At 58.2% G+C, this 12,869-nt stretch carries 14 protein-coding genes and 1 pseudogene; 4 read left to right on the top strand and 11 right to left on the bottom strand.

Annotated features, from left to right (window positions below; translation table 11 throughout):
- The 5 genes from B4968_RS15770 to ltnD all read right to left on the bottom strand — a co-directional run.
- On the bottom strand, window positions 1-502 hold a 502-nt coding region (locus B4968_RS15770), incomplete at its 3' end, for a TIM barrel protein (RefSeq protein WP_139792867.1).
- Window positions 499-1,146, bottom strand: a complete 648-nt coding sequence (gene otnC / locus B4968_RS15765; protein WP_083100419.1) for a 3-oxo-tetronate 4-phosphate decarboxylase — start codon at window positions 1,144-1,146, stop codon at window positions 499-501. The genes otnC and B4968_RS15770, both read right to left, overlap by 4 nt.
- Window positions 1,143-1,631, bottom strand: a complete 489-nt coding sequence (locus tag B4968_RS25825) for a nucleotide-binding domain containing protein (RefSeq protein ID WP_338153289.1) — start codon at window positions 1,629-1,631, stop codon at window positions 1,143-1,145. The genes otnC and B4968_RS25825 overlap by 4 nt, the downstream gene beginning before the upstream one ends.
- Complete coding sequence (gene otnK / locus B4968_RS15760; RefSeq protein ID WP_338153288.1) at window positions 1,546-2,385, bottom strand: 3-oxo-tetronate kinase; 840 nt, start codon at window positions 2,383-2,385, stop codon at window positions 1,546-1,548. Before otnK ends, B4968_RS25825 begins: the two co-directional genes overlap by 86 nt.
- On the bottom strand, window positions 2,382-3,284 hold the full coding sequence (gene ltnD / locus B4968_RS15755) for an L-threonate dehydrogenase (RefSeq protein ID WP_083100418.1): 903 nt from the start codon (window positions 3,282-3,284) through the stop codon (window positions 2,382-2,384). Before ltnD ends, otnK begins: the two co-directional genes overlap by 4 nt.
- Before the next feature lie 155 nt (window positions 3,285-3,439).
- On the opposite strand from ltnD, the gene B4968_RS15750 reads away from it, so the two are divergent.
- Entirely contained in the window at window positions 3,440-4,444 is a 1,005-nt protein-coding gene (locus B4968_RS15750; RefSeq protein ID WP_277620956.1) for a LacI family DNA-binding transcriptional regulator, read from the top strand.
- A gap of 473 nt (window positions 4,445-4,917) precedes the next feature.
- The gene (locus B4968_RS15745; RefSeq protein WP_277620955.1) at window positions 4,918-5,703 is read left to right on the top strand and encodes a histone deacetylase family protein; all 786 of its coding nucleotides are present in this window, start codon (window positions 4,918-4,920) and stop codon (window positions 5,701-5,703) included.
- A 95-nt stretch (window positions 5,704-5,798) separates the two neighbouring features.
- Here B4968_RS15745 and B4968_RS15740 read toward each other — a convergent pair whose 3' ends face one another.
- The 5 genes and pseudogenes from B4968_RS15740 to B4968_RS15720 all read right to left on the bottom strand — a co-directional run bounded on the left by B4968_RS15740 (window position 5,799) and on the right by B4968_RS15720 (window position 10,360).
- Entirely contained in the window at window positions 5,799-6,824 is a 1,026-nt protein-coding gene (locus B4968_RS15740) for an extracellular solute-binding protein (RefSeq protein WP_083100417.1), read from the bottom strand.
- Between the two features lie 28 nt (window positions 6,825-6,852).
- A pseudogene (locus B4968_RS15735) lies at window positions 6,853-7,658 on the bottom strand (ABC transporter permease).
- Window positions 7,651-8,556, bottom strand: a complete 906-nt coding sequence (locus B4968_RS15730; protein WP_083100416.1) for an ABC transporter permease — start codon at window positions 8,554-8,556, stop codon at window positions 7,651-7,653. Before B4968_RS15730 ends, B4968_RS15735 begins: the two are co-directional and overlap by 8 nt.
- Window positions 8,553-9,632, bottom strand: coding sequence for an ABC transporter ATP-binding protein (locus B4968_RS15725; protein WP_083100420.1), 1,080 nt, complete (start codon window positions 9,630-9,632; stop codon window positions 8,553-8,555). The genes B4968_RS15730 and B4968_RS15725 overlap by 4 nt, the downstream gene beginning before the upstream one ends.
- 209 nt (window positions 9,633-9,841) lie before the next feature.
- Window positions 9,842-10,360, bottom strand: a complete 519-nt coding sequence (locus tag B4968_RS15720; RefSeq protein ID WP_083100415.1) for a winged helix-turn-helix transcriptional regulator — start codon at window positions 10,358-10,360, stop codon at window positions 9,842-9,844.
- Between the two features lie 124 nt (window positions 10,361-10,484).
- On the opposite strand from B4968_RS15720, the gene B4968_RS15715 reads away from it, so the two are divergent.
- Window positions 10,485-11,219 carry an SDR family oxidoreductase gene (locus B4968_RS15715; RefSeq protein WP_083100414.1) on the top strand — a complete coding sequence of 245 codons (735 nt, stop codon included), beginning with the start codon at window positions 10,485-10,487 and terminating at the stop codon, window positions 11,217-11,219.
- Entirely contained in the window at window positions 11,182-11,835 is a 654-nt protein-coding gene (locus B4968_RS15710) for a 2-hydroxychromene-2-carboxylate isomerase (protein WP_206601110.1), read from the top strand. Before B4968_RS15715 ends, B4968_RS15710 begins: the two co-directional genes overlap by 38 nt.
- A gap of 185 nt (window positions 11,836-12,020) precedes the next feature.
- Here B4968_RS15710 and B4968_RS15705 read toward each other — a convergent pair whose 3' ends face one another.
- Window positions 12,021-12,569 (bottom strand): YaeQ family protein, encoded by a 549-nt coding sequence (locus B4968_RS15705; protein WP_083100412.1) that lies wholly within the window; start codon window positions 12,567-12,569, stop codon window positions 12,021-12,023.
- Window positions 12,570-12,869 lie beyond the last annotated feature (300 nt).

The following is a 12,869-nucleotide window of genomic DNA, read 5'->3' as shown; positions in this document are numbered from 1 at the left end:
TTTTGGCGCCGACGTCTTCGATGATTTTTGCTGCCTGCTGCGTCGTTTGCAGAAAATAGCCAGGCGCGTCATATGCGTTCAGAGGTTCGATCAGGATCGTCAGCCCGTGACGCGCAGCTTTGTTGCAGGCCCAGATCAGCGTGTCGATGAAGGTAAGGAGGGCCTCTGTGCCTTTGGCGTATCCCGCCATCACGTGGATATTGCCTGCACCGATCTGGACGGCATAGTCGATGGCCTGCTCAATCATAGCCTGGGCTTCGGCCCGTCGTCCGGGGATTGCCGCCAACCCGTTGTCTCCGGCGGCGACATCGCCGCGTCGCGTGTTGAGGCCAAGCATCTGCAGCTGCGTCTCTGCCAGGGCTGCCTTTACCGCGCCCGGCGCCACCTCATAGGGCCAGTGACATTCCACAGCATCAAAACCTGCGGCCTTGGCCGCGCGGATCGCATCCGGTAAGGCGCGATCTGTCCAAAGGAACCCAAGGTTGGCAGAAAAGCGGGTCATGCCTCCCACTCGACATTGAAGTTTGTCACAATTGTTCTGACCTGGTCGTCGCTCAGGATATTCGCCTCACTCCCGCGCAACAGCAGAGCAAGGCGGGCAGTCTCTTCCAGCTCCTCAATGGCATTACAGGCGGCCTCGACGTCCTTGCCTGCCACAACGGGGCCGTGGTTTGCCAGCATGATCGCGCTGCGCTTTCCGGCCAAACCGCGCACCGCATCCCCCATTTTAGGGTCGCCGGGCAGGAAGAAAGGGAGCAGTTTCACTTTGCCCAGTTTCATAATCGCATAAGGGGTAAGGGGGGGCAGAAAATTATCCTCATCTGCGTCGGGCATCATCGACAAGGCGACCGAGTGGCAGGAATGCAGGTGAACGACCGCCCCCGCAGTGCTTCGGGTGTCGTAAAAGGCCGAATGCAGCGGCATCTCCTTTGTCGGCTTGTCGCCAGAGACAAGCATGCCCTTGGCATCAAATCGGCTGAGGCGGCCGGGGTCAAGGCGACCAAAACTTGTGCCTGTTGGAGACACCAGCAGGCCGCCATCCTCGGTCCGGGCGGAGATGTTGCCGGTGCTGCCATGGGTCAGGCCACGGTCGAACAGCGACTTGGCCAGCAGACAAATTTGCTCTCGCAGATGGGCTTCAGTCATGCGTCACCTGCCAGCAGCTTGTCGGCCTTTTCAAAGAAATCTTCTGCGCCAAAGTTTCCTGATTTCAAAGCGATGACCAGATCAGGACGGGCTCTGAGGGCGGGAATGCCGGGATCAATTTCGGGCCCGATTTCAAGGCTGCCCAATGCAAGCGCCTCAACGACAGCGCCCGAGGTTTCGCCACCGGCTGTGATGATACGTGTGGCACCTGCTTCAACACAGAGGCGTGCGACCTGGGCAAAAAACCCTTCTAGCGCGCGGGACGAAGCCGCACTGCCATAGAGTTTTTGCACTGTCGCGACATCCCTGGGGTCGGCAGAGCTATAGGCCAGGGGGATCCCCTGCGCTGCAAGCAGCCAATCGGCGATTTCGCGCGGTGCAAGGCGGCCTTCGATGACATCAGCCGCGATAATCTCCCGCGCAGGGTGGTGCGCTGCGTGTCTGGCAACCTGCGCCCGCGTTGTGGCCGAACAGGACCCCGACAATGCGAGGGATTTGCCTGCCTGACCAAACCCAGGGCACCTGCGAGGGCGTGCAGCCAAAATTGCCGGGCAGGCCAAGAGCCACCCCGGAGCCACCTGTGACCAGCGGCAATCCTTTTGCGGCTTTTCCAATCTCGATCAGGTCGGCGTCACGGATCGCATCCACCACGATGTGGCGGTGGCCCGCGCGGTACTGGTCTTCCAGACCCTGCGCGATCAGTTTTGAGCCTGCGAACACCTGCTCTACAGGCACATGCCCGACGGAATACTTTGTCTGCGTTGCCAGCCAGCGCCGAATGTCTGCATCAATCATTGGTGTCAGCGGGTGGTTCTGCATGCCCGATTCATTCAGCAACTGGTCTTTGACAAAGAGATGCCCCTGAAAGATGGATCGACCGGTTCCCGGAAAGGCCGGACAGACAATGACCTTATGGGCGCCCAGCGCGTCGGCCAATGCATCCGCGACCGGCCCGATGTTGCCTTGTGGCGTGGAGTCGAAGGTTGAGCAATATTTGAAAAAGATCTGCTGGCAGCCCTGGCGTTGCAGCCAGTCCAGCGCGGCGAGCGACTGCTGCACGGCATCGGCAGGATCAATAGAGCGGGACTTGAGTGCGACCACCCCTGCCTGAATGTCCGCGCCTGCAGGGGCGTCGGGCACGCCGGTGAATTGCACCGTCCGCATGCCGCCCTTGGCCAGGGTGTTGGCAAGGTCGCTTGACCCCGTGAAATCATCACCGATACATCCCAGCAGCATCATGCCTCTCCCGGCAAGGTCAGACCGACGTTGCGGGCATGGACCTTCGCCACCGCCGCGTCATCCTCGCGACCCAGCCCCATGCCTGCTGCGGCAAGGTACTGCTGGAGAGCAGCCGCTGTGATCGGGGCGCTGAAATTCTCCGACTTTGCGATGTCCAGAACAATTCCTAGATCTTTTGGCCAGATGTTGACCTGGCTGTGCGGCGTATAGTCTCCGGCGACAATATGTGGGGCGCGGTTTTCCAGCATCCAGCTGCTGCCCGCGCATTGGCTGATGACCTCGACGAATTTTTCGGGAGACACGCCCTGCGTCATCCCAAAGGTCAGGGCTTCGGCCATTGTTGCAATGTGAACCCCTGCCAGCAATTGGTTGACGGCCTTCATGGCCGAGCCCGCCCCAGCCCTGTCTCCCAGCTCAAAAACGGTCTCGGCGGTGGCGTTCAGCACCGGACGTGCTGCCGCAAAGGCAGCAGCAGAGCCTGCGGACATGACTGAAAGCTGGCCACTGGCCGCCTTTGCCGATCCGCCAGAAATGGGGGCGTCGAGATAGTGTATCCCCACGGCGTTGCAGCGCGTTTCCATGTCGCGGGCAAAATCCGGCGGGACGGTGGGGCAGGCCATGACAACAGCCCCCTTATGCAGCCTCGCAACCAGGCCATCTTCACCAAACAGGACGTCTTCGGTCTGTGCCGCGTTGAGGACAACAATGACGGCAGCATCCAGGGCAGCTGCCACATCTGTGATGTCTCCTGAGCTGCCACCTTCAGACTGAAATCGTTCGATCTGGGAGGGGAGAACATCAAAGCCATGCGTGACATGACCCGCCCGCAGGCAAGACTGCGCCATCCCGTATCCCATAGATCCAAGACCTATGACGGCGGTTGTGAACGTATCAGGCATGGCAGCCTCCTAACCTTGCTACTTGATCAAACGTATCGGTGCCGGTATCGATACCAAATGTCAACCACGCGTAGAGGCCCAGCGATGTCAATTGCCCCGGGTGCGGCGCGGCGATAGGCAAGACCGGGGTTATATGCACTGAAGGATGGGGTCTTTTGGACGGCAAGGTTCGAGCCACGCTCGCAGACGTCGCCGCGGCGGCAGGTGTGAGCAAGATGACCGCATCCCGTGCCCTGCGCGGTGCCGGAGATGTGTCACAAAAAAGTATCGAAAAGGTGCGGCAGGCTGCCAGAGAGGTCGGCTATGTCGGCAACCATCTGGCCTCGTCGCTGTCCGGGCGACGGTCAGACCTGATCGGCGTGGTGGTGCCCAGCGTGGCGAACATCGTCTTTGCCGAAGTTCTCTCGGGCATCGCTGAAGCCATTGAAGGGAGCACAATGCAGCCTGTCTTTGGGGTCACAGACTATGGTCCCGAGAAAGAATATGGCGTCATCCGCAATATTCTGTCGTGGAACCCGGCCGGTTTGATTGTCACCGGTCTTGATCAGTCAGCTGACGCCAAACGACTGCTGAAAGAGGCCGATATCCCGGTGGTTCAGATTATGGATGTGGACGGCACGCCCGTCGATGGCTGTGTGGGGGTCTCGCATTATGCTGCCGGAAAGGCGATGGCCGAGGCACTGGTGAAAATGGGTCGAACCCGCTTTGCCTATGTCGGCTGTGGCCTGGACACGGATACGCGCGCGAAAAAACGGCTGGCCGGCTTCACCGAAGCACTTTTGCATTTGGGCCTGAATTTGGTGACAACCCGGATCGGTGAGGGGCGATCAACGGTGAAAGCAGGGCGGGAGCTCACGTCTGAGGTTCTAGCGGACTGGCCCGAACTGGACTGCATCTACTATTCAAATGACGATCTCGCCGCCGGAGGCGCGTTTCATTGTATCGCCGCAGGTATCGCTGTGCCGGAAACGCTGACCCTGGCGGGGTTCAACGGGCTCGACTTCATTGAAAGCCTGCCAACCAGGATCATAACCTCGCGGACGCCACGACGAGAGATTGGAAAAACCGCTGCTTTGTTCATCTTAGAGGCAAATGACAAAAAGCGGCAGGAGGAGGGGCGTTTTCTTGAATTCACCCCCGTCATTGAATTCGGGAACTGAATGTCACACCCTTTTGTGTTGATGCTATGATGCAGCATAGTGCGAGCCGCGAACTGAGCAGTCGATGCTATTTTTGACGTTAGTTTCTATTTGGTGGTTTCATTGAGCTCTCATGCTTTATCAGGTGAAATATTCAGCCAACAGGTTAAAAATGTTGGCGTATTTGGGGATAAGCAGGCACTTTAGAGAGGCCGGTGGGCGTCATGAAATCATAGACAGGTCCGAAATATGCAGGTAATCTACAGCGAAGACCACCGTCTTCATTTTCCACAGGCAGAACTTTCCGGTGGGCAGTTTGTCACGCCGTTTGAGCGGCCTTCGCGTGTCGAATATGTGCTCAACCGGCTGCGCGAGCGCAAACTGGTCGACATTGTCGCACCGGATGCGGTGGATATGGCACCGGTGCGCGCACTACTTGATCCCGGATACCTGACGTTCCTGCAGACCGTCGGCAGGAATGGAAGGCCGAAGGCATGGCAGGCGAGGTCATCGCGGCCAATGTGCCGGCGCGCGGTATGCATATGGACAGGATCCCGCAAAACATCGACGGCAAGGTCGGGTATTACTGCCACGCGTCAGAGACCGCGATGACCCAGGGCACATGGGCGGCGGCGCTCGCATCTGTGTCTTGCGCGCAGACTGCACAACGGCATGTGGCAGCGGGCGCCGATAGTGCATTTGCGCTCTGCCGCCCCCCTGGCCACCACGCGACGGCGGATCAATACGGCGGCTACTGCTTTATCAATAATGCAGCCGTGGTGGCAGAGATGTTCCCGACCTCAGGTGCGGGCCGCGTTGCGGTTCTGGACATTGATTTCCACCACGGCAACGGAACGCAGTCGTTGTTTTATGATCGCGCCGATGTGATGTTCGCGTCGCTGCATGGCGCGCCGCAGGAAACCTATCCCTATTACCTCGGATACGCCGACGAGACCGGCAGAGGCACAGGCGAGGGCTTCAATCTCAACTATCCCATGACCGCTGGAACGGGCTATGGTCTTTGGTCACAGGCGCTGGATGATGCCATTGCAAAGATCACCACCTGGGGGGCAGAGGCCCTGGTGGTTTCGCTGGGCGTGGATGCCTATAAGGACGACCCGATCAGCTTTTTCAAGCTGGAAAGCGATGATTTCACCGACGCAGGCCGCCGTATCGGGCGTATGAAGCTGCCGACGGTCTTCTGCATGGAGGGTGGATATGCCATCGAGGCCGTTGGCATCAATACGGTCAACGTGCTCGAAGGGTTCAAGGACGCGTAGGAATGCAACGTTTGCCGCCCGCCACGCCGCTCGGGCTCCACGTGGGACGGGGCTGCTGGGACGGGGCCGCAATCTGCAGCCCCGCTGTGGTCGTTTTATTTCAGCAATTCGGTCCAGATGGCAGTGTAAAGATCAACCGCTGACTGGTCGCATGTGGGCAGAAAGTGACCGGCGGCTGCGAACTCTTTCGGGGTCACGATTTCCGGCGCGGTTTTCATATCTTCCGGCATGAATTTATCCGACCCCGCAACGCCATCGGCATAGCGCGCAAAACCCGAGATCATCGCCGCGTTTTCGGGTTCAAGAATGAAGTTGATGAACTGGTAGGCCTCATCCACGTTCCTGGCATCGGCCAAGAGGGCAACCGAGTCCATAAACAGCGGATAGCCTTCCTTTGGATACCCATAGACCACATCGGGGTTGTTGACCCTTGCCCGCATGGTTGAGCCGTTCCAGTTGACCGACGCTGCATAGTCGCCCGAAGACAGCTTATCTGTGGTGCCGTAATCCATCGACAGCCATTTGGGTCTGGCGGCCATCAACCGGTCGCGCACCGTCCTGAGGATGGTCAGATCCTCGGTACAGGCCTCGCCACCGGCATTAAAGATCGCCATGTTCAGCACGTCGTTCATTTCGGGGACGATGTTGATCTTGCCGACCAGCTCTTCTGGGGGATCGAGGAACAGTTCGGATGTGTTGGGATCGCCGTCATAGACAGAGGTGTTTACCGCGATACCAACAGAGCCCCATTGCCATGGCACAGAATGCGCGCGGCCGGGATCCCAGGGGACATCTTTCCACTCGGCGGCGATATTGCTGATGTTGGGGATCTTTGCGTGGTCCAGTTCTGCCAGCAAACCCTGGCGGACATAGACCGGGATGTAGTTGGCCGAAGGCACGACCAGATCAAAGCCCGACGCGCCGGCCTCAACCTTGGTCAGGGCGGTGGTGTTGCTGTCGTAGTCGGCGATTGTGACCGCGATACCGGTTTGCTCGGTAAATTTCGCGATCATCTCGGGGCTGGTGTAGTTGCCCCAGTTATAGAGGTTCAGCTGTCCCTCCGCCATGGCGGCAAAGGTGCTGCCCAGCAGGGCTGTGGTTGCAATAAGGTAGGTCTTCATCAGGATACTCCCTTGGATGCGGCGGGGGTTATGCCCGCTTCTTGGTTATAAAAACGAAAACAATCAGGATCAGCACAGTCAGTGCCAAAAGAGCCGTAGAGATGGCGTTCACTTCGGGCGTGAGCGCCGGGCGCAGCTGACCCAGCATATAGGTAGGCAGTGTATCCTGCCCTGCGGATTTGACAAATTCGGTGATGATCACGTTTCGAGCGAGATGATGAACGCCAGCATGGCACCCGCGATGACCCCCGGCATCAGCAGGGGCAGGGTGATATAGCGAAACGTCTGCCAGGGCGTCGCGTAGAGATCTGCCGCGGCCGTTTCCATTGCCGTGTCCATCCCCTCAAGCCGCGCCCGGATCGGCAGATAGGCAAAGGGGATGCAAAAGGCAGAATGCGCCAGGATAAGATACCCCAGCCCCGTGTAGCCCGTCGCCACCTTGACCGTGGAGAAAAAGATCAAAAGGGCCACAGCCGTCACGATTTCGGGCACCATCAGGGGCTGGTTGATGATGATGTAAATCACCGTCTGCCCCTTGAACCGACCCCGACGCGTGGTGCCCAGGGCGGCCATCGTGGCTGCGGTGGTTGAGATCACCGAGGCCCAGAGGGCAATGATAAGCGAGCGCGCTGTGGCGTCCTGCACGGCCTCGTTGTTAAAGGCGACCACATACCATTCGAGCGAAAATCCGCCCCACTGGTTGACCGAATTGCCGCCATTGAAGGAATAGACCACCAGCGTCAGGATCGGCGCATAGAGCAGAACAAACGACAAGATCGCGATGGCTGTGAAGCCCGGCAGCGTCCGTACATCAAAGCTGCGCGCTTTAGCCATGCGGGTTATCCCGTGACGAGGCGCGGGTATAGATCACCCGCGAGACCAGAACGATCAGCAACAGCACCGTCGAGAGCGCAGCGCCAAGAGGCCAGTTTTGCCCTTGCCCGAACTGCAGTTCGATAAAGTTTCCAATCATCATGTTCTTGCCTCCGCCCAGCAGGCGCGGCGTCACATAGGCGCCAAGGCTGGGGATGAAGACCAGAATAAAGCCGGCAATGATCCCCGGTTTGATAATGGGTAAAATCACCCCCCGCAGCACCTGCCAACGTGAGGCATAGAGGTCGTAGCCCGCTTCAATCAGGCGAAAATCAAACCGGTCGATGGCGGCAAAAAGCGGCAGCACCATCAGCGGCAGATAGACATAGGCCATGCCGATCAGTACGGCAGTATCCGTATACATGATCTGGATCGGCGCAGAGATCAGACCTGCCTTCATCAGCGCTGTGTTCACAATGCCTTCGTTGCGCACCACCTCCATGATCGCAAACGTGCGGATCAGCAGATTGGTCCAGAACGGAATGGTGATCAGGAACAGCCAGAAGGCGCGGACCCTGGCGGGGCGTGTGGCAATGAACCATGCGGTTGGCAGGCCCAGCACAAAGGTCACCAGTGTCGTCGCAATCGACAGCTTTACCGAACGCCAGAAGATAGAGAGGTTCGCATCCGCAAGGCTGACGGTCTGGTCAAAGATGTCCCGCTCAAACAGCACACGGAACCAGCCGTCGCCGGACAGGATCCAGCGCACCCCGGAATAGTCGCCCTTTTCCAGAACGGAATAGAGCGCGACAATCAACAGGGGGCCACTGGCCGCAAAGACAAGCAACAGCAGTGCGGGCGTGGACAAGAGCCAGCCGTTTGCCCCTTTGCTGCGCTGCTGCCTGTGTTGCTTTTTCATGCTTTCAACACCTGAACCGCCTTGGCATCAATGCTGAGGCCAACGGCCTCGCCTACGCCATAGGTGCCGGCCGAATTGGACTGCACCCGGGCAACGATGTGACTGCCGTCGCTCAGGCCGAGGGTATAGTGTGTGTCGGTGCCCATATAGGTCGCATCGGTGATTGTCGCGGCGATGCCAGTCACGGCGGCGGCCAGCCGGATCTGCTCGGGCCGGATGGCAAGGGTGACGGCGCCGAGCTGCCCGTCCAGTGGGACCTCCAGTGGCCCCTCCAGCGGCACCTCCAGCAGGTCTCCTGTGCCGAGGCGAACGCCGGCGCCGTTGATGTGACCTTCCAGGAAATTCGTCTCGCCGATGAAATCCGCAACAAAACGGTTCACCGGATGCTCGTAGATTTCGTGCGGGGTGCCGACCTGCAGTAGCGCGCCCTGCGACATCACCCCAATACGGTTCGACATGGTCAGCGCCTCTTCCTGATCGTGGGTCACAAAGATAAACGTGATCCCCGTCTCGGTTTGCAGGCGTTTCAGCTCACTCTGCATTTCCTTGCGCAGTTTGAGGTCAAGCGCTGAAAGCGGCTCATCCAGGAGCAGAACCTCGGGCTCTGGCGCCAGTGCCCGCGCCAATGCCACCCGCTGTTGCTGTCCGCCTGACAATTGCTGCGGCAAGCGGTCGGCGAAAGTCTCCAGCTTGACCAGCGCCAGCACGCGCGCGACAGCTTTTGCCACGTCACCGGCTGGCTTTCCCAGCATTTTCAGGCCAAAGCCGACGTTTTGCGCCACAGTAAGATGGGGAAACAGGGCGTAGGATTGAAAGACCGTATTTACAGGCCTTTCATTGGGCGGTGTATGCGTGATGTCAGTGCCCGACAGATGGATTGTGCCAGAGGTTGGCGTCTCGAACCCAGCGATGCAGCGCAGCAACGTGGTCTTGCCACATCCCGAAGGCCCAAGAAGCGTAAAAAACTCGCCCTGCTGAATGGAGATGGACACATCCCCAAGCGCTGCGACAGCGCTATTTCCGTTGCCGTAGATTTTGCCGACGTTGCGCGCATCAACCGCGATAGTGCTGTTCAATTGGCCGTCCCCCTGCAAAAGAACTCTGCAATGCGCTTTGGGGTTGTGCAAGGATCTCTGTCGGCATCACGCGTCTTTGTTGCGGCCTGGGGCGCGACTGCTTAAGATCTGCGCATCACGCGATAAATCTCACGTCCTGCCCAAAGATGTCCGCCACAGGCCCTGCGCAACCAGGCCGGACACATGACGGCGTCTGCTCCCCCCCCCCCTCAACTGGGGTCGCTGACAACTGAAACATAGTTCCGATCAGCATTGATTTCGCGCAGGCGGCGCAGGGTTGCTGAGCTCGCACCAGGTCCGGGCCGCGGAGACAACTTTTCGACCGGGATTTCAGTTTCAGCGTCATCAAAGAACCGCAAACTTTGCAGCGGGCGACCTGTCTCGCTGCTGACCTGCAGGACCGGCTCTTTTCCGGCGCCGTATTCATAGGTGTTGGCCCATTGCCCCATGGCGACCATGACGGGCAACAATGCCCGGCCTTTTTCCGTGAGACCATAGGCGGTCCGCTTACCGCGCATGCCGACTTCGATCTCTTGGAAGATACCATTCTCAACAAGCGCGCTGAGCCTGTCCGTCAGGATGTTTCGCGACGCGCCGGTGTTGCGTTGAAACTCCGTAAACCGGCTGGCGCCGTAAAAGGCCTCACGGACAAGCAGCCAGGTCCAGCGATCTCCGAAGATATTCATCATCGCGGCAATGCCACAGGTATGGGTGTGCTGGTTCGCCATAATTTTCCTCCGGGCCTGATTTCACTCAGTCTACCATTTTTTCAGTTGCCATTCGAGACTAAAGGCATTTAGTCTCGAATCAAAACCAAATAACACGATTGCTGAAACCGGGAGGGAATAGATTATGCCAGAGAAACAGGCGTGTTTGATAATTGGCGCCGGGGATGACACCGGTGCCGCCATTGCGCGTGCATTTGCTAGGGAAGGTTTGGTTGTCTGTTTGGTGCGGCGCGCGCGACACGCAGATGCCCTAGAAGCCCTGGCGCAGTCCATCCGCGAGAGCGGCGGCGCGGCCATCGCACTGCCAGCTGATGCGCGCGATGAGGACGAAATGGTCGCTCTGATTGACCGTATTGAGCGCGACATCGCCCCCATTGAGGTTGCGGTCTTTAATATCGGGGCAAATGTACGGTTCTCCATCACAGAGACAACATCCCGGGTTTACCGCAAGGTCTGGGAAATGGCGTGTTTCGCAGGCTTCCTCATGGGGCGTGAAGTCGCGGCCAGGATGCTGACACGCGGGCACGGCACGATCCTCTTTACCGGAGCATCGGCGAGCCTGCGCGGACGCGAGAGCTTTTCGGCCTTTTCCGGTGCGAAACATGCGCTGCGGGCGCTGGCACAATCGATGGCGCGAGAGCTGGGGCCAAAGAACATCCATGTCGCCCATACTGTGATAGACGGCGCAATAGATTCAAACTTCATTCGGGAAAACGTGCCCAACGTGGATGAGTTGCGCGAAAACGATGCCCTTTTGGACCCTGACGCAATCGCGCAGAATTATGTCATGCTGCACAAGCAACCCAGAACTGCCTGGACCCATGAGCTGGATCTTCGCCCTTGGACGGAAACGTGGTGAGGAGGGGATAGCCATGACTAAGACTGTAGATTTCATCTTCGATTTTGGCAGCCCGAATGCCTATCTCGTGCATAAAGTGTTACCCAAGATCGCAGAGCGGACAGGGGCGCGTTTCAACTATATTCCCTGTTTGCTTGGCGGTGTTTTCAAAAGCACCGGCAACCAGTCACCCTTGCAGGCCTATGCCAAAATACCCGCCAAAATGGACTATGAGCGCTTGGAAATGCAGCGGTTTATCACCGAGCACCAGCTGTCCCGTTTTACTTTCAACCCGAACTTCCCCGTAAACACTTTGATGCTGATGCGCGGCGCGGTGGCGGTGAAACTTCTCGGCAAGATGCCTGCATATTGTGATATCGCGTTCAAGGCGATGTGGGAGGATGGCCGCAAAATGGATGATCCGTCCGTTTTTGCAGAGACCTTCACGGCCGCAGGGCTGGACGGTGACGCGATCCTGACGCAGACGCAGGACCCGAAGGTAAAGGCTGCATTGGCCAAGAACACGGCTGACGCAGTTCACCGTGGCGTGTTCGGAATTCCGACGTTTTTTGTCGATGACGCGATGTTTTTTGGCAAAGAACGGCTCAGTCAACTTGCGCAGGAGATCCGGAAATAGCCTGTGCAACGATCTATGGATTCTACCTTTGCGATGCGCAGCGCTGCAGGCCAGGGTAAGGAGGGGGCATGACCGGTCGTTTTCATCCAGAAGGATCAAGTGTCTAAAAAGGGGGGCGTTCTCCGTATGCACGCCCCTTTGCCAACACCAGAGACCGGTCCCATAAAAGGGGACAGGCTCATCCCTCAGTGAGCAGCATCCTTCCATTTGGTGGGGGTCAGGTAAACCATGCTGTCATCAGCGCTGACCATCACATCACCGTCCTGAATGTTGACCTGCAGCTTCATCGAGCGACTTGCCAGTTTTTCAAGTTCGCGGGTATCGGCCTCTGCAAAATTGACAACCTTCAGATTGTCAAACCGAGTGGTGCTGTTTTTGATCTTCTCCCACCACGTCTCAGCCGTCCTGCCGCCGTAACTATAGACAATCACCTCGTTGGCTTTGCCACAGGATTGACGGATAATCTTTTCGCTCGGAAGTCCCAGCGCCACCCAGACCTCAAGCTCGCCACTCAGGTTTTTCTGCCAGATATCTGGCTCGTCATCGGTGGAAAGGCCCTTGGTAAGTTCCAAATGCTCATGGGCATTCAGTGCAAAAGCCAAAAGTCGCACCATCAGCCGTTCATCCGTTTCCGAAGGATGTTTGGCAACGGTCAGTTTGTGGGTCTCATAATAGTGACGATCCATATCGGATACGGAAAGCTCAACTTTATAGATGGTGGATTTTTGCGCCATGATGGGTCCCGAAATAGCGAAGATAGGGATGCCTAGTGTGTCTGCTGGCTTTGTGAAAGCAGATAAAAACGCCTCGGAACAGGAATAAGGCAACCGGCATTGCCACGTTGGTTGATCGCGCGCGGCGCGATGGATGCTCATGCCTGCGGGTGGCCACGACCGATCGTGGCTGTCAGGTCCTAAAGATCCCCGCAGTCTTTGCGCTGCAAAAGGACGGCGGCTTTGGCTGGGGCATGTCTTAACGGCGCAGGCTCATGTCTTAACGGCGCTGGGGGGCGGTTAAGAGGGGCGTAAGGGCGA

The sequence above is a fragment of the Pseudophaeobacter leonis genome (genome assembly GCF_002087335.1).
Taxonomy (GTDB): domain Bacteria; phylum Pseudomonadota; class Alphaproteobacteria; order Rhodobacterales; family Rhodobacteraceae; genus Pseudophaeobacter; species Pseudophaeobacter leonis.
The sequence above is the reverse complement of the archived record's forward strand: the minus strand, read 5'-3'. Positions and strand labels throughout refer to the sequence as shown.

Bases quoted from the DNA above. Each gene is read 5' to 3' on its own strand.
- B4968_RS15730 (WP_083100416.1), bottom strand. From the start codon at position 8,556: ATGAAAAAGCAACACAGGCAGCAGCGCAGCAAAGGGGCAAACGGCTGG.
- otnK (WP_338153288.1), bottom strand. From the start codon at position 2,385: ATGATGCTGCTGGGATGTATCGGTGATGATTTCACGGGGTCAAGCGAC.
- B4968_RS15710 (WP_206601110.1), top strand. From the start codon at position 11,182: ATGAGCTGGATCTTCGCCCTTGGACGGAAACGTGGTGAGGAGGGGATA.
- B4968_RS15740 (WP_083100417.1), bottom strand. From the start codon at position 6,824: ATGAAGACCTACCTTATTGCAACCACAGCCCTGCTGGGCAGCACCTTT.
- B4968_RS15705 (WP_083100412.1), bottom strand. From the start codon at position 12,569: ATGGCGCAAAAATCCACCATCTATAAAGTTGAGCTTTCCGTATCCGAT.
- B4968_RS15720 (WP_083100415.1), bottom strand. From the start codon at position 10,360: ATGGCGAACCAGCACACCCATACCTGTGGCATTGCCGCGATGATGAAT.
- ltnD (WP_083100418.1), bottom strand. From the start codon at position 3,284: ATGCCTGATACGTTCACAACCGCCGTCATAGGTCTTGGATCTATGGGA.
- otnC (WP_083100419.1), bottom strand. From the start codon at position 1,146: ATGACTGAAGCCCATCTGCGAGAGCAAATTTGTCTGCTGGCCAAGTCG.
- B4968_RS15715 (WP_083100414.1), top strand. From the start codon at position 10,485: ATGCCAGAGAAACAGGCGTGTTTGATAATTGGCGCCGGGGATGACACC.
- B4968_RS15745 (WP_277620955.1), top strand. From the start codon at position 4,918: ATGGCAGGCGAGGTCATCGCGGCCAATGTGCCGGCGCGCGGTATGCAT.